The sequence below is a fragment of the Sphingobacterium sp. 40-24 genome (assembly GCF_001899705.1).
GTDB classification, from domain to species: Bacteria; Bacteroidota; Bacteroidia; order Sphingobacteriales; family Sphingobacteriaceae; genus Sphingobacterium; species Sphingobacterium multivorum.
In genome coordinates this window covers 24,871-46,617 of record NZ_MKWH01000018.1, presented here as the reverse complement: position 1 = coordinate 46,617, position 21,747 = coordinate 24,871, and the positions used below count along the sequence as shown (strand labels likewise).

Sequence of the window (21,747 nt, the reverse complement as noted above, 5' to 3'; positions counted from 1 at the left end):
GCGTTGTGTTGCAAAGGGTAGCGAACATCAGTCTGAAAACATCGCGTTTATTGCCTATACGATTGTAATGCTTTTGGGTATTCTCATCGTCTATAGACTATCAAAAAAAACATCGTTTCAAACGAACAATAGGAACCAGATCCATTAATTCCACAATCGATGCACAAGACATCGGCAAAAGCCTTTTCAAACATATCATTTCCTTATTCATATCGACGCCTTGTAGACACGAAGCTACAACAACCAGACTTACTGCAAGTTCTAAAAATAAAGGCACGGCTTTTGTAAACTACTAAGTAAAAAAAAGTATTATGAGAAGAACGCCTTACACCACATCTGTTATTATATTACTCGTCTTATGTGTGATTATACTAATGACCACATGTTCAAAAATTGCCTAATTTATATCCAGTTTGGGCAAAATTGCAAAACCAGTGATAACGACGAGTTCATCGCTGAAAACAGCATCTAAAAAATAGATTCTTAGGCCCTCCTCATGGCTTTCATCAAGTAGCTAAATTTCGCTTTATTGATCAGGAAAGAACGCGATCCAGACAGATTGTACAAAATTTCGTTATTCCCGGACGTATAATTACAAAAAAGCCCTAGAGCGGGGAACTCTAGGGTCTTAGCCATATATTAACCTATTTTATGAAAAGTATTTGTATCAATAACGTCTTAGTTTCCTATTTATTTTGTAAAACATAGAAATTTCTTAAATTTTCTTTTTTCGTACAAAGATTCAATTCCTATCACTTGCCTTGTAATTATTCCTATAGCTGTCTTTTACCAGTTCATATCGATTACCTTACAGCGGTTGTGCTAAACCAATCAATAATCCCTCTACTCCCCTTAGATAACAGAGACGATACGCATTTTCATATTGTACCACCTCCCCGACCAGCACAGCTCCATGATTGTCAATGAGTCGCCGCAGCACATCATCGATATCTTCAACGGTAAACATTGCCCGCAAATACCCCAAGGCATTGACCGGAGCGTTTCTATGATCTGCAATTATCGCTGGATCAATAAATCTTGAAAGCTCCAATCGGCTATGCCCATCTGGTGTCACCATCATGGCGATCTCCACATGCTGAGCACCGAGACCTGTTATTCGACCTGCCCATTCCCCTTTAATCTGTGCCCTTCCCTCCAAATGTAAACCAAGTTCTGAAAAAAACGAAATCGCGTTGTCCAACGACTCCACCACGATACCCATATTATCCATTCGAAGTAACTTACTCTTTTCCATAATACATCATTTATAAGGACTTATAATTCCTATTAAAGATACAAAGGAAAATTTTAAAGCTACCATCGTGCCCAGTCTTTAGAATTTATAGCTTAGGCCCGCTTTTACCATAAAAGGTGTTCCAGGGGTGAAATGCAATTCAGAAACGGGCTGTTGTTCATTTCTTAATCGAGTCTCGGTCTCAAACTGTGCTTCATTCCATTTGGTGTCAAATACGTTTTGGGCCTGCAACAAAAAATTCCATTTTCCCACGCCATAGTTAAGCAGGAGATCGTTGACCAAATAACCTTTAGCACGTACCGAATTATTTTCTTTCGCTGGTTTTGTATTCATATAACGATAGCGCAAATTGGCCGAAATGCCGAGCGGTAGCTTCACAGATACTCCCCCTGTACTTGTTAAAGAAGGTACCAGCGGGATATAGTTTTCGCCTTTAGGTTGGTCAATTGCCCGCGCGTACGCATAATTGATGTCGCCATCAAAATATAACCATGGAGTAGCTTGATAGCGTAGACTCAAATCAGCCCCCAGACGGTTCGTTTTGCCTGAAGGCTCTACAACAGCTTCATCCCCGACGTACACAAATTCTTGCTGCAGGTATAACCCCCATAAAGCAGGCTGAATAAAAAGGTTATCAGTTGGCTTCCAGATCAAGCCAAGATCTGCACCAAAGGAAATGGGCATAATATCTTTTCCCTGTTGTTCCATCACCACCCTGATATCGTTGGAATGAAATCCCATACCCGTTTTCAAATAGATTTGGGCGCTATGATTGAACGTATATCCAAAGTTCAGCTTTGGGCTGATTCTTGTTGCAGAAGCCTCTTGCCCTGCAGGATCACTTTTCAGCTTATCATGCAAGTTGAAAATCAAGTGATCGACACGTAATGCAGGATTAATCGTCCATTTTCCAATACGCCAATCCAGATTGCTATAGGCATGAAGATTCATTTCTACACCCGAAATATGCGAAAGCCGATCCAATAATTCGTCGCGCTGATAGACATGGTTCAGTTGAAGATCTTTGATATCATCCACTCGGAGCCCAAACCCCGATGTCCAAGAAAGCTGACTATGATCAAAATGAAATTGGCGATTGTATTTGTTTTCGATACCGTACAAGTATCGATTATCAACCTGCTCTATTTCATCGCCATGAATGGGGTCTTTCAGAAAGAAAGTAAAATCCGAAAACAACTGAAATTTATAGCGCGAGAAGTAAACATTGCTTTCCCAGCTTTCTTGATCACTGATCAGCGCACGGTATTGCATCGCCAAATTCATGCGGGATGTATTCCCGCCTTCTGTAGAATCAATCGAACCCCAACGGCTAATCAGTCCCTGACGAACAGCCCGCTCCGGAATCTGACCCGATGCATTCCAACCCGAACTGAATATGGACCCCTGGAGATTGATATAATGTTTCTCATCGATCCACTGATTATATTTCGCAAATAGATTGACACGACTAAAATTTTGCTTGATGTCAAAAGGACCATTCGAATAATTGAACTCTCCTGCGGCATAGGCATATTTATTCTGCTCATGGTTATTCAGCAGATTAAGCATGGCCACGGTACGCCAGGAATCAAAAGAACCGCCTTCAACCTTAAAAAGATTATGATCCAAATGATCCAAGGTCGTAAAATTAACATAACCCGATGTGTTCAAATCGCCTTTGTCTGCATAATAAGCACCCTTGCCAAAATCAATGTCTTTTACCGTTTCTGGAATAATAAAATGGAGATCTGCGTATCCTTGACCGTGCGCATGAGAGACCATATTAACGGGAATGCCATCTGCAGTAATGGCAATATCTGTACCGTGATCATTATCAAATCCACGCAAAAATATTTGCTCAGCCTTTCCACCACCGGCATGCTGTGCTATAAAGAGCCCAGGAACTTTTCGTAACAGATCTTGCGCCGAATTAACGGGAATCTTACTTAAATCAACTTTGCTCAATGTTTTACTGCTATTGAATGCATCCACCTGAATTTGACTCAACTGCACTTCATTTTTTTGCATCTCGATTTCAATCGGAGACTTCGCTTCTTTTAGGATGTATACCTGATCGAGATAGCCAATCCGGCTCAACAATAAAGTATCCGGAAATGTTCCCGGCTGTACGGAAAAAGTACCATTCGATGCTGTATGACTATGTTTTATTCCACGTTGGTAACGTATATTGACTTCTTCTAATCTCTGTTTACTATCCTTATCTTTCACAGTTCCCTGAATTACATGTTGCTGGGCATAACTGTGTGTAGTAGCCATTAGGCTTATAAAAAAGGTGATTTGATGTTTGTTCATATCCTATTTAAAAAATTACCATCCCAGAAATAACATCCCCGCACCGCAAATTGACAGGACAGCACCACTAATAGCGTGTACATATCGATCAAGTTTTTCGGTGTTGAGCAAATTATAACCATAAATTCCCAACAAGACCATCCCAACCATAGTTGCCACTGTTGTGATGATAAAGGTGCTAATCAGTGTAATCACCTCTGGCATTGAGCGGTGAGCACCTGAAAAAAATAAAAGTGGAATCAATGGTTCCGATGGTCCCATGACGAAAATTGCAAATAATACCAAAGGCGTTACCTTCGTTTTTTGATGATGGTGATGATGCCCTGATGTGCTTTTCCCATGCGTGTGTTCATGCACATACACCTCATCACCCATCACATCAAAATGCTTATGAGAATGCTTCTTTGACATTTTCCAGATCCCGTAAATCAAATATCCAAGTCCAAAAATAAATAGTGCCCAACTCGAAACATTGCCGCGCACGTCCTGCAACCAGCTGATCTTATTGAGCTGCCATCCAAGATAAACGCCAATAATCCCCAGTATGACCGAACTGAAAACATGCCCAAGCCCACATATAATAGTCCATAATATGGTTTTCCCCAACGACCATTTTTTCGATTTGGACAATACAATAAATGGCAGATAATGATCTGGGCCCGATGCAGTATGAAAAAAACTGATCGTAATAGCTGTAATAGCTAATGCGTAAAGTGTTGTGTTCATATAAATGATTTAATAGCAAAGCAGCTGATTAAGCCGCTTTCTTCAAGCAATGATTTATTAAATCGGTTTTATAGCCGTCTGTCGACCCAACCGATGATATTCACGAAAAGGAAAAGGGATTTAACCGAAAATTTTAAAGGAATGGTATAGGATACACCTGTCTGGCAGCCTGTTCGATAGATATTTATTTTGGAGTTCATAAAAACTATGCCATGACTTCTTATCCGCAAATAGCAAGAAAATTGGTAGAATCAGTCCCAAGGTACAGAGCCGAACGGCATATGCTAAATGTTGATCATAACGCCATTCGAACGAGCATTCTTCGATCGATCCGACATAAAAATCGAAATGGGATTGTGAAGAAGTTATTGCCGTTTTTGAGGTGTTTTTATAGGCAGTATGTGAAAAGACATCCTTGTTTATTTTACCTGTAAAAAACAGACAGAAAAAAACAATGGACAAAACCATTAAAAGTTGTCTTAAATACCTATACATAGCATGTAACATCCCTATGGGATTGATAGATCAAATGTATTATAAGTTTGATCGTGTAGAGTAGCACAAATCTTGAATTTTATAGCCTTTTTCTAACCTGCTAAAAAATGTATATCTAAAAAAAACAGCGCGAAAACTTTACTTATACCAATAACAACGCAATAAAATGGTAGAAAAACAAAATATCCCAGCATAAATCAACAGAGTTAAATTAGCACAAATCACGATTTACAACCGATCAAGTCGCTCCTATATTTTCGGCTATCGACCGGCTTGCCATACCGCTTATAATTGTAGTCTATCACATTATTTTCCCTCTTGCATCTCCAGCACCACTTGCTTCCGGATAAACATAGGATTTTTAGAAAATTAAGCCATAAAATAATCCTAATTTTCTAATGATCATGCTAACGCTGACGCAGGATTTAAAGTATAATTTTAAAGGTTTTGTCTGTGGCCAACAGCACAATACTAAGTACACACATCAGCAAGGAGTTGTAGAAATGATGATACTCTTGATGCGCCATATGTGCCGTAAACGCAGCAACCGCAAATGGAAACAACAGCAGCACTGCAGCATTCTTAAATTGCGGGTTATACAAACCTATTAAGAGCAATACTACCCCCATTAGTTCCCCTATTCCGATAATGATCGTCCAAGTCTTATTAAAACCCAGGGACTGCATGCTTTGCATCATGGCGCTCTTTTGAAAAACTTTGAATAATGATGCATATCCAAATACATAAAGGTAGTACGCATAGCTCAACCAATGAGCGACTGATTTAATCGTTTCCATGTTATACTTTTTGCTTTCCTACAAATTTCTTTATTAATTTGCAGGAATAACAGTACATACAAGATTGTATGATACCAACAAAAAAGTTTGTATGAACCCGCGAAAAGAGAATTCAACCAATCACATTAATGAGCTATACTGGAAAGACCGTTGTGGTATTGCATTTACCTTGGCCACCATAGGTGGCAGATGGAAAATCAATATCCTTTCCTATTTGCTAAATGAAGGTAAACTCCGCTATAGTGAGTTGCGGAAAAGACTCGTGGGAATATCTGAACGTATGCTGATCGCCAAATTAAAGGAACTGGAGCATGACAAGCTGATTAATAGAATTGTATACCAGCAAGTTCCCCCAAAGGTAGAATATGAATTAACCGAGCTCGGCCGTTCGCTCGAGGAAATATTAAACCTAATGGATAAATGGGGAGAAGATAATCTCCCCGAATCAATGCTTTGATAGTGCATAGAGTGCAAAAGTACCTAACCAATGTGACCCCATGTAATCATCCTTGGTTGTAATATTGGGCAAAGAATACTTTAAATGTTTATTCGCCAACCTATGCAAATAACTTAATTCAGGCAGCGCTTTGGCGATACCGTTTAAACAGTTGGCGCGACTAAAATTAAGTCCATCCAGATGGACCAAATGTCCGTCGGTTCGATCTTTCACGATTCCTGGTTCTAAATTGAAATCGGGATTAAACAGATCTGGCATAAAATCCTTTAACCATTTACGGTAATCCTCCTGTTGCAGCACCATACTCATACAAAGGGCTTCTTCAAGACAAGGAGAAAGAAAATCGCTTCCACTTGGCTCAAAAGAAATGTTGCAGCTCTTATCCTGACTGTATAAACGAGAAGCATTCGTCATTAATGATTTTTCAAACGTCACATTTCCCGTGCTTCTTGCATAGTCCAGGGACAGCGAAAGGCCAAAGGCCGAATTATCATGATAGCCTGTCCTGATCGGATAGACCAATTTGGGCAAATATTCCTGATACGATTTTACCACATGTTTCACCAACGGTTCAAGATTCGATGCCCAGCGTTTTGCATCGGCATCTTCCCAAGTTAATAATTCCTTCTGCAGCTGCAACAACCAAGCCCAGCCATACGTACGCTCAAAGTTCTTATTGTTCTTATCTTGAAAGAAATCTAATTCAACAGCCACATTTTCTGCTGTAATATTTCGGTTCAATTGGCGTCGAATTTCACCTGAGCTATCCAAATTTGGAAATTCCTTCAAAATATGCACAATTGACCAATACCCGTGTACAGAAGAATGCCAGTCAAAACAACCGTAAAAAATTGGATGCAATGTACGCGGTGCTTTTAGATCACCATCACTACCGAGTACCTGTCCCAGCTTATTGGGATATTCCACTTCGATGCAATGCAGTGGCAAACTGAGCAGATGCTTGGCCTGAACGCTATCCAAGGTTAAAGGCTGATCATTTGAACTCGTATTTACTTTGATCGCTGAATTATTTTGACATGCAACAAAAGCAACGGACATGCAAAGAAGCCCTATTATTTTCTTCATAAACCCTTATTTTATAAACGACTATATAACATTTAATTAAGTAATTGTTCTACCAGTTCAGGAACAGCTATGGTCGCCGATTCTTCAAAACACTGTATATTACGTAAAGCGTTGTCATGAGGAATCTTTTTGTCAATTAAAAACGATTTACAGTGACTAGGCGCAAATTCTTTAAGTCCCGCAGCGGGATAAACCTGTAGGGAGGTTCCCACAATAATCAAAATATCGGCCTTCGAAACCAGGCTTATCGCTTCCTCAATGGCCGGCACAGCCTCTCCAAACCAGACTATATTTGGCCTCAGCTGACTACCCTTCTCACAAAGATCGCCCATTTTGATCTCATCACCAACAATGGGATACACCAAACGGTCATCGACAGATGACTTCGACTGATCCAGGCGGCCGTGCAAATGAACGATATGGGAGGATCCTGCCTGTTCATGCAGTAGATCTACATTCTGCGTCACAATACTCACCCGGTATGCTGATTCCAATTTTACCAGCGCATAATGAGCCGCATTTGCCTGTGCGACCAAAGCGGCTTTCCGTCTCAGATTATAAAACTCCTGCACCAAGGCTGGATTTTTATGCCAACCTTCAATGGAAGCAACTTCCATGACGTCATGTCCTTCCCACAATCCATTGGCATCCCTAAAGGTAGGTATACCGCTTTCAGCCGAAATACCGGCCCCCGTCAATACAACGATATTTTTCTTTTCCATCTTAAATCTATTTGTTGCACCATTGTATAGTTAAGATTGACTTTTGATATGACCTTCATCATGTCTGTAGGCCTGATCTAGATCATTCATTTATCAACAAAGATGCATAATTATCCGGCAGCTCGAGTCGGATCGAATCTTTACTCAAGGCTGCCTTACGGTTCATATCATCAAAAGAACGTTGGTAATACACAAAAGCGCTATTTGGTATATGCAGTTCACTGGCTTTCTGCACGTTGAACACATAGCGATTATTTTTTAATTTGACATGCTGATAAATCCGATAAGTAACAACTTGAATCTGTACCTTATCAAATTTCGGAATGACCTTTAAATCCGCCGGTTCATGAAAGTATTTATCATTGAAATACATAAATTCATTTGACTCTGCTAATGTTGCTAGAGCTAACCTTCCATTGACCACTTCATTCACTAACGAATCTGCCCGCAATCGCTCGGATTTACTTCCGTCACCGGAAGAACAACAAACACAAAGAAGAGCAAAAATTGGGATCAAAACAGCTTTGATTGGATTCATAGGCCTAAGTTATAATAAAAAATGCTTTTGCGCCACAATTCAGGAGAAAATGCACCGAATACCGAAAGAAAATGGATCAGAATTAATAAATCAGCATAGTTTATATCCCGCAAAAAAGCCCAGGATATTTTGTTATCCCAGGCTCTTTTTCAACGCTAATTGCTATCCGACCTCTTAAAGGTTATTTTCGATAGCGCCCACTTTCTCGCGATATAGTTGTATTGGCGCATCCAACAAAACAGCAATAACTGTCATATTTTTATCCAAGCGCTCTGCTGGTGCCTGAATGTAGATAATACCCGGGATGCTACTCCAATAAAGCTTATTGAAAATCTCATGATTTATCATGGAGCCCTCACCGACCACGCGGATCCTGGCGACTCCATTTTTAACACCTTTTAGTGCAATAGGACCCGTAGGTTTTCCCTCGACAAACAGATACAATGTCTGGCGATCTTTAGAGAGCGCGCTTAGTCCTTCATAATGTCCTTCAGGTAAGCCTTTTCCAGTCTCATAAAGTGCTTCGGCATGATCCTTAATCCACTTTAATACCGTTGGATTAGTCGCATTACTACTTGGCAATTTGGTCTCTAAGCCATCCACGGTCAATCCGGAATTATCAAAGATATTTTTTCCGGCATGCAGTGTTGAAGCGATCTGACCTAAAGCACGACCTGTCAACTTATTATCCAGTACAGATTTCAACGTAACTTCAGTATCTTGCGGTGCAGTCCAACGAAGCACCTCCGCAAAGGTTAGTGCAATCACAGTCACATCCTGATCAAAGTTTACTTTCGTCAAATCGACTTGAACGGTTCCGTTTTCAGACTTAACGTTCACTTTCGCGGATGCATCACCAACAACTGAGACTTCTTTAATGGCTGTATGATTGACCAAACCTCTGAGCTGCAATTCGGGTTTCTGTTCGTATACATACAGATAAAGTGTCTTTCCGTCCTTTGATAAAGCAGATTTCCCGCCGTAGTTCACAAATGGAATACCGGCTCTTGTACCGTAGATCGCAGCTGCATGCTTATGTGTCCATCGCCCCAGCTGTTTCAAAATATTTAATTGTTCCTCAGGGATCGTTCCATCTGCCTTTGGACCGATATCCAACAATAGGTTTCCACCCATGGAAATACAATCTACCAACGTTCGAATGATCATATTCGGTGATTTGTACTTTTTATCAAAGGGTTGATAGCCCCAAGAATCATTCATGGTATAACAGAGTTCCCAAAATTTAGCATCAGGACGGGTTACTGGAATCCCTTGCTCAGGTGTATCGTAATCTCCATGATGATTCAATCGCGAGTTTATAATAATATTCGGATTATACTTCCGCAAAAGATTCAAGGTCTCTTTAGCTTTCCACTCCTCGGCACTATGCTCCCAGTCCCCGTCAAACCAAAGTAATTCGGGCTTATACTGTTCGGATAGCTCAGTCAATTGCTTCTGGTAATATTTTACATAATTATCCCAACGAGAAGGCTCACTTTTCAATTCATAACGTTTTCGATTGCGCGTAAAAACATCGTAATAAGGATGGCTCCAATCGGGCAAAGAATAATACAGTCCAGTATGCAAGCCTTCTTCTTGTATGGCTTTCACAAATGGTGTGATTACATCCTGTTTGGCAGCTGCGTCTTGTAATGTCGTGATCGCTTTATCAGCCTTCGTATTCCACATCGAGATCCCGTCATGGTGTTTGGTCGTAATCACCGTGTATTTCGCACCGGCTTCTTTGATCAATTTGGCCCATTCCTTCGGTCTATAATCCTTTGCTGTAAAACCATTCAGTTGCTTGATATAATTGTCATGGTTGATGTAATTATTGAAGAATGACCAAGATTCTGATATTCCATCGACAGAATAAATCCCCCAGTGAATAAAAATACCCAGTTTGGCATCTTCAAACCAATCCATTTTTTGCGGTGATACATTGTTCTGCGCTGAAACGTTTAAGCACGCGGACGCCAATAGAACAAAAAGAGAAATCTTTCGAAACTTCATAAGCTATTTTATCGATTACATAACGAGTTTAAGCCGGCAAAATACACATAAATCAGCACAATCCAACTATGTAAGGGATAAATTAAGTTGGAGAGCAATTGAAATCTATCATCATACTTCGCTTAGCTTAAGCTTAAAACACAAAGGGAATATTCCTATTATTTTAACGGACCTCATAGGGACTTTATAGGGACCTCATTCGGACCTCATTCGGATAAAGCCGTGTAAAGTCCCTTTTAAACACCTATAAAGTCAGTCTTAAATACCTATTAATTTTGATGCTTGTAGCACTATGTTCCATCGTTGAATTGATTGAACATGTCGCAGTGTTAAAATTCTTCTACTTCGAGCATCAAAATATGGACTAGTCTTGATCATTTTTACCTGTTTGTATGTGCTTACAAAAACTTCATGTATATTTGGCCGGTATGATCGAATTATATACAGATGGGGCTTCAAGTGGAAATCCGGGCCCTGGAGGTTACGGAACCATCTTAAGAACTATTTATACAGGCGATAATGAAGCCTTTAAAGGTAAACTGATCGAAAAAGAGTTTTCGGGCGGTTACCGCAAAACGACTAACAACAGGATGGAATTGATGGCTGTGATCGTCGGCCTCGAGGCACTGAAAAATCTACAGCAACATGTTACCGTGTATTCTGACTCCAAATACGTCATTGACGCCATTGATAAGAAATGGGTATATGGTTGGATACAAAAAGGTTTTGCGGGAAAAAAGAACAAAGATCTTTGGTTGCGCTTAATGAACGCCTATAAGCTCCATACCGTACGCCTTGTATGGGTAAAAGGCCATGCTGGGCATCCGTTAAATGAGCGCTGTGATCGTTTAGCTGTCGCAGCATCCAAAGATAAGGCAAATTGGAAAATCGATAGTGTTTTTGAAATGGAAGAAGGTAAATAAAAACGGGGCATTGTACAATGCCCCGTTTTTATTATTTCCATGCGATTATTCGCCGCTTTCCTTAGCTGCTAAGTATCTTTCAGCTTCCAAAGCTGCCATACAACCTGTACCTGCAGCAGTGATTGCCTGACGGAAGATGTTATCCTGAACATCACCACAAGCAAAAACACCCGGGATATTTGTTGCAGTACTATCTGGTTTTGTAATTAAATAACCTGTTTCATCCATATCCAATATACCTGTGAAAAGCTCGGTATTAGGCTTATGCCCAATAGCAACGAAGAAACCTGTTACTTCGATATCTTTTTCAGACTGGTCTTTATTGTTTACAACACGTATTCCGGTCACCACCTGACCATCTCCTAGGACTTCTTTTGCCTCAGAATTGTAGTGAACTTCGATATTTGGTGTATTCATAACGCGATGTACCATTGCTTTAGAAGCACGAAACTCGTCACGGCGAACCAACATATGTACTTTTGAGCATAATTTTGCAAGATACGTTGCTTCTTCTGCCGCTGTATCCCCAGCACCTACAATAGCAACCTCTTGGTTTTTAAAGAAGAACCCATCACATACAGCACATGCTGAAACACCAAAACCATTGTATTTTTGTTCAGATTCCAAGCCTAACCATTTTGCTGTGGCTCCTGTCGCAATAATCACAGTATCTGCGGTAACTTGTACCGTTCCATCGATCTCAACACGGTGTACCTCACCTGTAAAATCCACTTTAGTCACATATCCAAAACGCACTGAAGTTCCGAAGCGTTCAGCTTGCTCGCGCAAATCTTCCATCATCACTGGTCCAGTGATACCTTTTGGATAACCAGGGAAATTGTCCACCTCAGTTGTTTGAGTCAACTGTCCCCCTGGCACAATACCGGTATAAACGACTGGTTTCATATCCGCACGGGCTGCATAAATCGCGGCAGTATAACCTGCTGGTCCCGAACCAATAATCAAACACTGTACATGTTCCACTTCTTGTTTGAATTCCATAATCCTTTTTCTAAGCTATTAATTAACGTTATTTTTTAAATTTATCTTGCAATCCTTTCAGCATATCCAAAGAAATGTTCTGCGGCGCTTCTTCTTTTTGTTGATTGAATTCCTTTTTCGCAAGTTTTTTATCTTCTACAGAATGGGTGGCTGCAGCTGCTTTTGCCTTTTGCTCACTCTTTTCCTTTTTATACCGATTCCAGATATTCTCCAAGACCTTCTTGGTATACAATGGAAAATCACCATTCTGCATCCATGCGTAGTAACTGGGCTCTTGCTCAAATACTTCTATAACAGGTCTTCCTTTATGTTTACCAAAATTGATCGTTTCCAATCCCTCCGCATTATAGACGAGACGTCCGGCAAAATCTACAGGTTTACTTAGGTTGGTAAACGTATGTAGCGCCTCAACATCGTTTACGACAGGATAAGATACTGTCCCATGTTTATCTTCGAATGCTGCGCCTTCATATTTTGTCAGCTGCGCTTTCAAGACCTCATATGTGGCACGAACATCCGCTTCCGCTGTATGCGCATTTTCAAGATTTTCGTTGCAATAAAACTTGTATGCAGCTTTCAGCGTACGTTGTTCCATCTGATGGAAGATATTTTGAACATCAACAAATGCTCTACCCTCCAATGAAAAATCAACACCTGCCCGTAAAAACTCTTCCATAAGCATTGGGACATCGAATTTATTGGAATTATAGCCCGCGAGATCTCCATCGGCAATAAAAGCCGCAAGTTCCACTGCGATTGCTTTAAAATTAGGAGCATCCTTCACATCTTCATCATAAATGCCGTGAAAAAAAGAGGATTCCGCAGGGATAGGCACTTCTGGATTGATCTTCTTTGTATAGACTGTTTCTTCACCACTGGGCATCACTTTCAGAAATGATACTTCCACAATACGATCGGTCGCTACATTAACACCTGTAGTTTCCAAATCGAAAAATACCAATGGTCTTTTTAATTTTAATTCCATGCTGGATAATACACTTTTTTATCAAAAACCAAAAATACAAAGTAGTATTCGATTTTTGTAGTCTAAGAAATTTAATTTACAACCGCTTGATGAACTGGTTCTACTTGACTGATTTTCCCAACCACAACCTTCACCATGGCATCGTAGTCAAAGTATTTATTGGCAAGATGCTGCACCTTCTCGGGCGACATATTTCTGATCTGTTCCATATAGTAGGAATAATAGTTCAATGTCATCCCATTTAACAAAACACTTTTGAACTTGTCGGCATGCGAAAAGATACTTTCCAACGAACCCAACATAGAACCTTCCATATAGGTCTTCACAAGATTGACCTCATCCTCGGAGGCCAAAGTTGTTTTCAACAAATTGATCTCCTTTTCTATTTCAGTCAACGTGGCCTGTGTTACATCTACCCCAACTTCAGTTACAATGGTCATAAAACCAGTATGTTTCAAGGTAGCAACAGCCGAACCAATGCTATAGGTATACCCTTTTTCTTCTCGGATATTGCGCATTAGGCGGGAACCGAAAAAACCACCTAATAATGTGTTGACAAATTGTAATGCCGGATAATCGGGATGTTCCCTTCCAATTGTCTGACAGCCTAACCGAATGGCAGACTGCAAGGCATTATCTTTTTCCTCATAAGCCAGGTTATTTGAACCTTGCACCAAAACTGGGACTTCCGAAGGAGATACAGCAGCTGCTCCTTGCCAATCGACACCGAAGATTTGCTCCAACTCCTGCAAAAGCTCTTCAGAAACATTACCTGAAACAATTAATGTACAATTTGTAGGAACAATTTCCCTACGGTACAATTCGATCAGCTGCGCACGCGTAATTGCATCGTAATCTGTTAGTTTTGGTGTACGCCCATAACGATTGTTCTCACCAAAGATCAAATTGTAAAATTTGCGTCTCGCCAGATAATCATTTTTCTGAATAGAAACTTGAAACTTTTGCTTGTTATTACGCAAATAGGTATCTAACTCCTGTTGCGGAATCGATGCTTCCGTCAGAATATCTTTTACAAGCGGCAAGAGTACTTGACTATGTCTATTCAATGTATAAAGCGACAAAGACGTTACGTCAAAAGAATATTCAGGAACAAGAAATGCTCCGTAGAAATCCACTTTATCTGCAATCTCTGCACTCGACATGGTCTTTGTCCCCTCCTTAAGCAATGCACTTAAAGTACTATTTAACAACGGATTTTCAGCCGCACCGTCAAGATAGGTATTCTCAAAGATCCATTCTATCCGTACCAGCTCCTGCTCGGGCGACTGGAATACATAGACAGGCAATCCGTTTGCAAACTGCTTCTTGATTGGTTCTTTCAAACTTATATTTCCAATTTCACGGAACTCGGGTGCTTTTGTTCTATCCAACATGTACAGCCTCCTCTTGTTTTGATTTATACATTAATATAGAAGCATTCTCCGGTCTAAAAATAACCTGAGCTTGCTGTTGAACTTCCTCAGCACTCACCTTCAAATATTTTGAAACCTCTGTGTTAATGCCGTCTGCATCCCCCAGCAACTCATGGAAAGCCAAGTTCATGGCTTTATCCAAAATAGATAGTTCTGCAAAAACATTTGTCGATTCGATCTTATTCTTCACTTTTTCCAATTCAGCGGCAGGTACTAACTCGGATTTTATGACCTCCAATTCTGCCCACACCGCACGTTCAGCTTCCTCTAGCGAGATGCCTTCCGACGGTTTTCCTTCAATAACAAAGAGGTTATTGTCGATACTTCCCATCACATAAGCATTTATTTCACTAAATAACTGCCCCTCTTTTACCAATCGACGATACAAACGTGAAGAAGAGCCCCTCGATAAAATGTCCGACAAAAGATCCATTGCAAAATACCCCTCTTCCAATCGAGCAGGGCCATGAAATGCCATATAAAGCGCATCCAAAGGCACCTCTGCCCAAGTCGTTTCACGCCTAATCTTATCTTGCGCGGGTTCTTTAGGCAATTGGCGATTGTATTTTTCGCCCGCCTCGATATCGCCAAACCATTTTTCAGTCAAAGCTTTTACTTCCTCAAAATGAACATCCCCAGAAACAACCATAATTGCACTCTGCGGATTATAATGTAATTTGAAAAATGCTTTAACATCTTCCATTGTAGCCTCTTCAATATGGCTCAGTTCTTTTCCGATGGTTGCCCAACGATACGGATGTACCTGATAGGCTAATGGACGTAATTTTAGCCAAGCGTCACCATAAGGCTGATTCAAATAACGCTGTTTGAATTCTTCACTCACGACATTCCGCTGCACTTCGAGGCTTTGTTCGGAAAAAGCCAAACTTAACATCCGGTCCGACTCCAACCACAATGCCGTTTCTAAATTTGAAGAGGGTAAAGTGATGTAATAATTTGTAATATCGTTGCTGGTGAATGCATTATTCTCGCCACCCACTTTTTGCAATTCGGTATCGAAATTAGGAATATTGATACTTCCACCAAACATCAGGTGTTCAAATAAGTGCGCAAATCCGGTCTGTTCCGGAGATTCATCCCTTGCCCCCACATCGTACAAGATATTGACGCAGGCCATGGCTGTATTATGATCCTCGTGTACCAATACACGTAGGCCGTTTTCCAACGTAAATTTTTGATAAGAAACCATCTATTTTTTCTTCGATGTTTTTAAATCCAGTTAATACCTTTTCGCAATAAAGATAAGGTTTTGGCTTCTTCGGAGCCTTCTTCAGGACGATAGTCATATACCCAATTGGCTTGGGCTGGTAGACTCATCAATATGGACTCAATCCGACCATTCGTTTCAAGTCCAAATTTAGTCCCCGAATCCCATACGAGGTTAAATTCGACATAGCGTCCGCGACGGATCAATTGCCAATTTTTCTGTTGATCTGTAAAGGTTTTATGTCGATTTTTCTCCACCAATGCAGTGTAGGTTGGTGCAAACGTGCGTCCAAGGTCACAGGAAAAAGCAAAAATATCTTCCATGCTCACCCCCGTTTTTTCAGTATTCAACTTATCGTAAAATACACCTCCTATGCCACGTGTTTCCTGGCGATGTCTGATATAAAAATAATCATCCGCCCAATTTTTAAACTTTTCATAGTAGGTAGAATCATGTCTATCACAGACATCTTTCAGCTGCTGATGAAAATAACGCGCATCCTCTTCATCGATATAATGCGGAGTTAAATCAATACCGCCGCCAAACCAACGAATCTGATCGTTCAGTTCAAAATAGCGGATATTCATGTGTATAATAGGTACGAAGGGATTGTTTGGATGGATTACAATGGAAACTCCTGTCGCAAAAAAATCATCTTCTTCCACCGCAAATGACTTTTTGATCGCTTCAGGTAATTTGCCATACACAGACGAAAAGTTAACGCCTCCTTTTTCAAAAATTTGACCATTTTGAATGATCCTGGTGCGACCGCCACCGCCGCCTTCACGCTCCCACAATTCTTCTTCAAAGCGTGCCGATCCGTCTAATTTCTCCAGCGCCTGACATATTTCGTCCTGAATTTCTTTATAAGCTAAAGCAATCGCTTCTTTTGTTATCATCTACTCTATTGCTACTTTATTATGTTAATTTTTCGCTCAATGCTTGAATAATTTTAGATGCAGGGAGGTGTTCATACAAAATTTGATGCACGGCATCGCATATTGGCAATTCCACCGCATATTTTTTCGCATACTCTTGAATACATGCCGATGCGTAATACCCTTCAGCCACCATATTCATTTCCAACTGCGCAGATTGTACACTGTAGCCCTTTCCGATCATATTACCAAAGGTTCTATTTCGGCTAAATTGGGAATAGGCTGTTACCAAAAGATCCCCTAAATAAGCCGAAGTATTCACATCCCTTGACGTATCACCATCTACTTTACCTACAAAACGACGCATTTCGCGAATTGCATTGGAGACCAGCACAGCCTGAAAATTATCACCGTAACCTAAGCCGTGGCAGATACCTCCAGCTAACGCATAGATGTTTTTCAATACTGCACCAAATTCTATTCCGAGTACATCTTCCGAAAGAATCGTCTTGATAACCCTTGACGACAGAAAGGAAGCAACCAATGCTGCACTATCCAGGTTCTTACAGCCGAAAGTTAAATACGACAATTTGCCTAAGGCAACTTCCTCCGCATGGCAGGGACCACCAACCACACAGATCTGTTCCATATCGACCTCATAGCGTTGCTCCAAAAACTCACCGATAATCAAATTATCTTTGGGAATAATCCCCTTGATGGCTGAAACAACAATTTTATTTCTAAAATCTTCCTTCGTCACATTGGCCAGTGCATCCTTCAAATAGGCCGCAGGCGTATTTAAAATGATAATATCTGAATTAGTAATTACATTTTTAGCATCGGTATCAATCGTCGTAATACTAAGATCAACCGAAACACTGCTCAGGTAAGTCGGGTTATGTTTGAATTTTTGAATATATTCTGCATCCTCTTCCTTTCTTACCCACCAAAAAATATGCTTGTCTTGGTCATTTTCACATAGCATCTTGATCATAGCAGTAGCCCAACTTCCGCTACCAATTATACCAATCTTTTTCCCCTGCATGTCTTTAATTTGTTTTCGACAGCAAATATACTTATTTACTAACGAGATATACGATTCACGCGGTGAGATATGATACTTTCGTTACTTTTTAAGCAAATAAACGCTTCCAGAAGCCTAATTCCAAGCCAACATAATAATCGTTGTTTTCGAATTTTATGGGGTAAACGCGAATAAAATCATGCTGTTCGGGATTACCTCTTCCCGACACCAGATCGAATTCATGGCGATGAAAAGGACAGATTACTTTGCCACGTTCACACCAGCCATTTTTCAATGGTGCCCCAGCATGTGGACATTTAGGCGAGAAAGCATAGAGTTGGTCTTCGTACCAGGTAATACAAATAATTTTTCCACCGAATTTATGTTCGCTGATGCCCTGATTTTTAAGAAAATCGGCATGTTCAATTTTGTACCAATGAACCATTCGACAAGATAGCTAAAAATTACAGTGAATTTTCTATCTTTGTGCAATTTCAAAAATTTGCACTATATATGGCTTTACAATGCGGTATCGTAGGTTTACCAAACGTCGGTAAATCAACATTATTTAACTGTTTGTCGAACGCGAAAGCGCAAGCGGCTAACTTTCCATTTTGTACAATTGAACCAAATGTTGGGGTAATTACCGTACCGGATGCCCGTCTCAATAAATTAGCTGAATTAGTCAACCCGCAACGAATTGTTCCAAACACCATCGAGATTGTCGACATCGCCGGTCTTGTGAAAGGAGCTTCAAAAGGTGAAGGCTTAGGCAATCAATTCTTAGGAAATATTCGTACAACAAATGCTATTATTCACGTTTTAAGATGTTTTGACGATGGGAACGTGATCCACGTAGATGGTTCGGTAGACCCAATCAGAGATAAAGAAATCATTGACACCGAATTGCAGCTTAAAGATTTGGACACTGTAGTAAAACGTATCCAGAAGGTAGAAAAAATGGCTAAAACAGGCGGCGATAAAGATGCAAAAAGAACGTTTGACATCCTATCAATCGTCAAAGATCATCTTGAAGCTGGAAAATCCGCCCGTACAGCAGCAATAGAAGCGGAAGATTTTGAGTTTATCCAGGATTTAGCCTTGTTAACGGCTAAACCTGTACTTTATGTATGTAATGTAGATGAAGGTTCTGTTAATACAGGTAACGCTTACGTAGAACGTGTTAAGGAAGCTGTAAAGGATGAAAAAGCCGAGGTATTGATTATCTCAGCACAGATCGAATCTGAAATCGCACAACTGGAAAGCTACGAAGAACGAAAGATGTTTTTAGACGACTTGGGTCTTGAAGAATCTGGCGTACATAAGCTCATCCGCGCTGCATATTCGCTTTTAAATTTGGCGACTTATTTTACCGCTGGTGTACAGGAAGTTCGCGCTTGGACGATTGAGAACGGATTTACAGCCCCTCAGGCTGCAGGTGTAATCCACACAGATTTCGAAAAAGGGTTTATCCGCGCTGAAGTAATCAAGTATGACGATTTTGTCTCACTTGGCTCCGAAAATGCAGTAAAAGAAGCTGGAAAATTATCAGTGGAAGGAAAAACATATATTGTCCAAGATGGCGATATCATGCACTTCCGTTTTAATGTATAATCATTCCCACCTGTTCAAACAGATAAATACAAAAAAGAGGCCAGTACATTTCATGTACTGGCCTCTTTTTTTTGTGTTATTTAACAAAATAGCGGTGTTCAATCACCTCTACTTTTTTGATATCCTTATCTTCCAGCACTTTCTTAACATCACAATGACCAGTTACGCCGCGATAGATCAGCGCTCCGCCAAGGGTCAATCCTGATAATCCAGTCAGTGGTGATTTAAAAAGTTTTTTAACACCCAAGCCCAATATGAATCCGCCGGCAATCACCGACAGAACACGCTCAGAGGTGCCAATATTTTCTTCGATACAATCGTCTTCGATCTTTGTTTTTATCTTATCAAATGCAAAGTTTAGTAGGTTACTCATAATTATCTCCATTTTATTTATCGTACATGTTATAAACAAATGGTGTCCTAAAAAAGTTTAGGAATAGAATAATAGTTTTTTATGTTGTTTCTCCGACGACATCTCTTATATTCGTATTTAACAAATTAGAGATACATGCAAATCAAAAAATATTCTGGTGAATTGGTACCCTTTAATGGTGAATCGCTACGTCATTCGCTTTCTCGTTCCGGTGCCAATGCTGACCAGGTCAATCAGGTCTACGATAAGGTACTCAACGAAATATATGATGGGATTTCAACAAGAGAACTCTATCAGCTGGCCTTTGATACGTTAAAAACTGTGCGAAATTCTTACGCCGCTCGCTACAGCCTTAAGAAAGCCCTGCGTGAACTTGGCCCCGAAGGTTTCTACTTCGAAAAATACATTGCCCACCTTCTGCGATCCATCGGATATGAAAGCACCACCGGACAGACCGTACAGGGACATGCCGTTTCCCATGAATTGGATGTTGTAGCCTATAAGGACGGTAAACTGATCACCGCCGAATGCAAATTTCGAAACGATATTGACGCAAAAATATCCGTAACGACGCCCATGTATTATCTTTCAAGATTCAAAGATATCAGCAATATCAATTATCAGTTTTTTGGAAAACAGCTGCAGTTTCAAGAAGGCTGGCTGATTACCAATGCATACTTCACCTCCGACTCGATTGATTTTGCCAAATACTATCATATCAACTTGCTTTCTTGGGATTATCCAAAAGAAAATAGCATTAAAAAAAGAGTAGACAAAGCTGTTTTCTATCCGGTCACTTGTCTCACAACTCTTTCCGACCTTGAGGAACAGCAACTGCTCAAAAATCAACTTATTTTGGTAAAAGATATCGTGAGTAATCCCGAAAAATTGGATCTCCTAAACTTAACAAAAGAACGGAAAGAAAAGGTCTTAAACGAGGCTCGCGAACTCATCAACTATCAGGTGGAAGAAGAATATTAATTATAAAAAAAGGTGTTATGTATACCTGTTTGGACAGCTATACATAACACCTTTTTCAGTAGTCGATATTACTTCTAAAGCTTGGTCGGATGATAGATCTTGCCATATTTCGCAAGTTCGCTTAAATCTGTCTTTTCCCAAAATATACCATAAATGGCTGCTCCGGACCCCGACATAGAAGCGTAAATTGCTCCTTTTTGGTATAAAGTTTCTTTGATTTCTTTCAACAAGGGGTAACTTTCGAAAATACCATCCTCAAAATCATTTCGAATATGAAATTTCCACTCTTGGATAGGCAAACGAATCGCTTCTTCCAAACTAACTTCGGGTACCTTAGGTTGCACAGCAGCAAAAGCTTCAGCTGTAGAAATATGAATATTAGGCATAATTACCACAAGATGGTAGCCATCCAGATTTAGATTTAAGTCTTTAAAATCTGTCCCAATACCTGTTGCAAAAACAGGATTATTTGCGATAAAAAAAGGACAATCGGCACCTAGCTTTTCGGCGTATCCCGCCAGCTGCTCTTCAGTAAGATTCAATTGAAAGAGCGTATTGAGTCCTTTCAAAACAAAAGACGCGTCCGCAGAACCGCCGCCTAATCCTGCTCCAATCGGAATTTGTTTGATCAAATCAATGGAAACGGGTGGAATGCCATAATCTTTTTTCAACAATTCAAAAGCTCTTATACAAAGGTTATCATGGAGATTCCCTGGGATACGTTCTCCTTGAATGTTTAGTGTTGTCTCCGCAGCAGTCGTTTCCAATAATTCGATAATATCGTAAATTGGAAGTGGATAGAAAACGCTATTCAGTTCATGATAACCATCCGTACGCTTGGCAATGATCTGCAGCCCAATATTTAGTTTAGCGTTTGCAAAAAGTATCATGTGAATTGCTCTAA

At 40.3% G+C, this 21,747-nt stretch carries 21 protein-coding genes; 4 read left to right on the top strand and 17 right to left on the bottom strand.

All coding sequences use genetic code 11. The features are described from left to right. Window positions 1–808: 808 nt before the first annotated feature. From BGP15_RS06125 to BGP15_RS06110, 4 genes are all read right to left on the bottom strand, one after another. Window positions 809–1,255 (bottom strand): VOC family protein, encoded by a 447-nt coding sequence (locus BGP15_RS06125; protein WP_112374702.1) that lies wholly within the window; start codon window positions 1,253–1,255, stop codon window positions 809–811. 78 nt (window positions 1,256–1,333) lie between these two features. Beyond that, window positions 1,334–3,568: a TonB-dependent receptor gene (locus BGP15_RS06120; RefSeq protein ID WP_286768974.1), complete on the bottom strand. Its 2,235-nt coding sequence runs from the start codon at window positions 3,566–3,568 to the stop codon at window positions 1,334–1,336. Between the two features lie 15 nt (window positions 3,569–3,583). Continuing rightward, on the bottom strand, window positions 3,584–4,294 hold the full coding sequence (locus tag BGP15_RS06115) for a hypothetical protein (protein ID WP_286768973.1): 711 nt from the start codon (window positions 4,292–4,294) through the stop codon (window positions 3,584–3,586). A 920-nt stretch (window positions 4,295–5,214) separates the two neighbouring features. Then, a complete protein-coding gene (locus tag BGP15_RS06110; protein ID WP_046676261.1) occupies window positions 5,215–5,586 on the bottom strand; it encodes a DoxX family protein in 372 nt (123 codons plus the stop codon). 91 nt (window positions 5,587–5,677) lie between these two features. Here BGP15_RS06110 and BGP15_RS06105 point away from each other — a divergent pair, with 91 nt between their 5' ends. Further along, window positions 5,678–6,043, top strand: a complete 366-nt coding sequence (locus BGP15_RS06105; protein ID WP_112374699.1) for a winged helix-turn-helix transcriptional regulator — start codon at window positions 5,678–5,680, stop codon at window positions 6,041–6,043. Here BGP15_RS06105 and BGP15_RS06100 read toward each other — a convergent pair. The 4 genes from BGP15_RS06100 to BGP15_RS06085 all read right to left on the bottom strand — a co-directional run bounded on the left by BGP15_RS06100 (window position 6,032) and on the right by BGP15_RS06085 (window position 10,402). Next, window positions 6,032–7,129 carry a DUF2891 domain-containing protein gene (locus BGP15_RS06100; protein WP_070560832.1) on the bottom strand — a complete coding sequence of 366 codons (1,098 nt, stop codon included), beginning with the start codon at window positions 7,127–7,129 and terminating at the stop codon, window positions 6,032–6,034. The genes BGP15_RS06105 and BGP15_RS06100 overlap by 12 nt on opposite strands. Window positions 7,130–7,161: 32 nt before the next feature. Further along, the gene (locus BGP15_RS06095; RefSeq protein WP_046676258.1) at window positions 7,162–7,851 is read right to left on the bottom strand and encodes an SIR2 family NAD-dependent protein deacylase; all 690 of its coding nucleotides are present in this window, start codon (window positions 7,849–7,851) and stop codon (window positions 7,162–7,164) included. A gap of 82 nt (window positions 7,852–7,933) precedes the next feature. Continuing rightward, entirely contained in the window at window positions 7,934–8,389 is a 456-nt protein-coding gene (locus BGP15_RS06090; RefSeq protein WP_112374698.1) for a hypothetical protein, read from the bottom strand. Between the two features lie 174 nt (window positions 8,390–8,563). Continuing rightward, window positions 8,564–10,402: an alpha-L-fucosidase gene (locus BGP15_RS06085; protein ID WP_070560838.1), complete on the bottom strand. Its 1,839-nt coding sequence runs from the start codon at window positions 10,400–10,402 to the stop codon at window positions 8,564–8,566. Between the two features lie 428 nt (window positions 10,403–10,830). Here BGP15_RS06085 and rnhA point away from each other — a divergent pair, with 428 nt between their 5' ends. Continuing rightward, window positions 10,831–11,325, top strand: a complete 495-nt coding sequence (gene rnhA, locus BGP15_RS06080; RefSeq protein WP_112374834.1) for a ribonuclease HI — start codon at window positions 10,831–10,833, stop codon at window positions 11,323–11,325. 45 nt (window positions 11,326–11,370) lie between these two features. Here rnhA and trxB read toward each other — a convergent pair whose 3' ends face one another. The 7 genes from trxB to BGP15_RS06045 all read right to left on the bottom strand — a co-directional run bounded on the left by trxB (window position 11,371) and on the right by BGP15_RS06045 (window position 18,320). Next, window positions 11,371–12,327: a thioredoxin-disulfide reductase gene (gene trxB / locus BGP15_RS06075; RefSeq protein ID WP_286768972.1), complete on the bottom strand. Its 957-nt coding sequence runs from the start codon at window positions 12,325–12,327 to the stop codon at window positions 11,371–11,373. Window positions 12,328–12,355: 28 nt separating this feature from the next. Then, a complete protein-coding gene (locus tag BGP15_RS06070; RefSeq protein ID WP_204991167.1) occupies window positions 12,356–13,312 on the bottom strand; it encodes a 3'-5' exonuclease in 957 nt (318 codons plus the stop codon). A gap of 71 nt (window positions 13,313–13,383) precedes the next feature. Next, window positions 13,384–14,706 carry a M16 family metallopeptidase gene (locus tag BGP15_RS06065; RefSeq protein ID WP_286768971.1) on the bottom strand — a complete coding sequence of 441 codons (1,323 nt, stop codon included), beginning with the start codon at window positions 14,704–14,706 and terminating at the stop codon, window positions 13,384–13,386. After that, window positions 14,696–15,955 (bottom strand): M16 family metallopeptidase, encoded by a 1,260-nt coding sequence (locus tag BGP15_RS06060; RefSeq protein ID WP_112374694.1) that lies wholly within the window; start codon window positions 15,953–15,955, stop codon window positions 14,696–14,698. The genes BGP15_RS06065 and BGP15_RS06060 overlap by 11 nt, the downstream gene beginning before the upstream one ends. A gap of 20 nt (window positions 15,956–15,975) precedes the next feature. Further along, entirely contained in the window at window positions 15,976–16,872 is an 897-nt protein-coding gene (gene hemF / locus BGP15_RS06055; RefSeq protein WP_070560847.1) for an oxygen-dependent coproporphyrinogen oxidase, read from the bottom strand. A 19-nt stretch (window positions 16,873–16,891) separates the two neighbouring features. Further along, window positions 16,892–17,896, bottom strand: coding sequence for an NAD(P)H-dependent glycerol-3-phosphate dehydrogenase (locus BGP15_RS06050; protein ID WP_286768970.1), 1,005 nt, complete (start codon window positions 17,894–17,896; stop codon window positions 16,892–16,894). 88 nt (window positions 17,897–17,984) lie between these two features. Next, window positions 17,985–18,320: a Rieske (2Fe-2S) protein gene (locus BGP15_RS06045; RefSeq protein WP_286768969.1), complete on the bottom strand. Its 336-nt coding sequence runs from the start codon at window positions 18,318–18,320 to the stop codon at window positions 17,985–17,987. 68 nt (window positions 18,321–18,388) lie between these two features. On the opposite strand from BGP15_RS06045, the gene ychF reads away from it, so the two are divergent. Further along, window positions 18,389–19,489: a redox-regulated ATPase YchF gene (gene ychF / locus BGP15_RS06040; RefSeq protein ID WP_070560853.1), complete on the top strand. Its 1,101-nt coding sequence runs from the start codon at window positions 18,389–18,391 to the stop codon at window positions 19,487–19,489. 76 nt (window positions 19,490–19,565) lie between these two features. On the opposite strand, the gene BGP15_RS06035 is transcribed toward ychF, so the two are convergent. Continuing rightward, window positions 19,566–19,862, bottom strand: coding sequence for a YgaP family membrane protein (locus tag BGP15_RS06035; protein ID WP_046676248.1), 297 nt, complete (start codon window positions 19,860–19,862; stop codon window positions 19,566–19,568). A 135-nt stretch (window positions 19,863–19,997) separates the two neighbouring features. On the opposite strand from BGP15_RS06035, the gene BGP15_RS06030 reads away from it, so the two are divergent. Beyond that, on the top strand, window positions 19,998–20,843 hold the full coding sequence (locus BGP15_RS06030; protein WP_046676247.1) for an ATP cone domain-containing protein: 846 nt from the start codon (window positions 19,998–20,000) through the stop codon (window positions 20,841–20,843). Window positions 20,844–20,917: 74 nt separating this feature from the next. On the opposite strand, the gene ispE is transcribed toward BGP15_RS06030, so the two are convergent. Next, the gene (gene ispE / locus BGP15_RS06025; protein ID WP_286768968.1) at window positions 20,918–21,733 is read right to left on the bottom strand and encodes a 4-(cytidine 5'-diphospho)-2-C-methyl-D-erythritol kinase; all 816 of its coding nucleotides are present in this window, start codon (window positions 21,731–21,733) and stop codon (window positions 20,918–20,920) included. Between the last annotated feature and the right edge of the window lie 14 nt (window positions 21,734–21,747).

Excerpts from the sequence above, each read along its gene's own strand:
- BGP15_RS06125 (WP_112374702.1), bottom strand. The coding sequence starts at position 1,255 with ATGGAAAAGAGTAAGTTACTTCGAATGGATAATATGGGTATCGTGGTG.
- BGP15_RS06120 (WP_286768974.1), bottom strand. The coding sequence starts at position 3,568 with ATGAACAAACATCAAATCACCTTTTTTATAAGCCTAATGGCTACTACA.
- BGP15_RS06115 (WP_286768973.1), bottom strand. The coding sequence starts at position 4,294 with ATGAACACAACACTTTACGCATTAGCTATTACAGCTATTACGATCAGT.
- BGP15_RS06110 (WP_046676261.1), bottom strand. The coding sequence starts at position 5,586 with ATGGAAACGATTAAATCAGTCGCTCATTGGTTGAGCTATGCGTACTAC.
- BGP15_RS06105 (WP_112374699.1), top strand. The coding sequence starts at position 5,678 with ATGAACCCGCGAAAAGAGAATTCAACCAATCACATTAATGAGCTATAC.
- BGP15_RS06100 (WP_070560832.1), bottom strand. The coding sequence starts at position 7,129 with ATGAAGAAAATAATAGGGCTTCTTTGCATGTCCGTTGCTTTTGTTGCA.
- BGP15_RS06095 (WP_046676258.1), bottom strand. The coding sequence starts at position 7,851 with ATGGAAAAGAAAAATATCGTTGTATTGACGGGGGCCGGTATTTCGGCT.
- BGP15_RS06090 (WP_112374698.1), bottom strand. The coding sequence starts at position 8,389 with ATGAATCCAATCAAAGCTGTTTTGATCCCAATTTTTGCTCTTCTTTGT.
- BGP15_RS06085 (WP_070560838.1), bottom strand. The coding sequence starts at position 10,402 with ATGAAGTTTCGAAAGATTTCTCTTTTTGTTCTATTGGCGTCCGCGTGC.
- rnhA (WP_112374834.1), top strand. The coding sequence starts at position 10,831 with ATGATCGAATTATATACAGATGGGGCTTCAAGTGGAAATCCGGGCCCT.
- trxB (WP_286768972.1), bottom strand. The coding sequence starts at position 12,327 with ATGGAATTCAAACAAGAAGTGGAACATGTACAGTGTTTGATTATTGGT.
- BGP15_RS06070 (WP_204991167.1), bottom strand. The coding sequence starts at position 13,312 with ATGGAATTAAAATTAAAAAGACCATTGGTATTTTTCGATTTGGAAACT.
- BGP15_RS06065 (WP_286768971.1), bottom strand. The coding sequence starts at position 14,706 with ATGTTGGATAGAACAAAAGCACCCGAGTTCCGTGAAATTGGAAATATA.
- BGP15_RS06060 (WP_112374694.1), bottom strand. The coding sequence starts at position 15,955 with ATGGTTTCTTATCAAAAATTTACGTTGGAAAACGGCCTACGTGTATTG.
- hemF (WP_070560847.1), bottom strand. The coding sequence starts at position 16,872 with ATGATAACAAAAGAAGCGATTGCTTTAGCTTATAAAGAAATTCAGGAC.
- BGP15_RS06050 (WP_286768970.1), bottom strand. The coding sequence starts at position 17,896 with ATGCAGGGGAAAAAGATTGGTATAATTGGTAGCGGAAGTTGGGCTACT.
- BGP15_RS06045 (WP_286768969.1), bottom strand. The coding sequence starts at position 18,320 with ATGGTTCATTGGTACAAAATTGAACATGCCGATTTTCTTAAAAATCAG.
- ychF (WP_070560853.1), top strand. The coding sequence starts at position 18,389 with ATGGCTTTACAATGCGGTATCGTAGGTTTACCAAACGTCGGTAAATCA.
- BGP15_RS06035 (WP_046676248.1), bottom strand. The coding sequence starts at position 19,862 with ATGAGTAACCTACTAAACTTTGCATTTGATAAGATAAAAACAAAGATC.
- BGP15_RS06030 (WP_046676247.1), top strand. The coding sequence starts at position 19,998 with ATGCAAATCAAAAAATATTCTGGTGAATTGGTACCCTTTAATGGTGAA.
- ispE (WP_286768968.1), bottom strand. The coding sequence starts at position 21,733 with ATGATACTTTTTGCAAACGCTAAACTAAATATTGGGCTGCAGATCATT.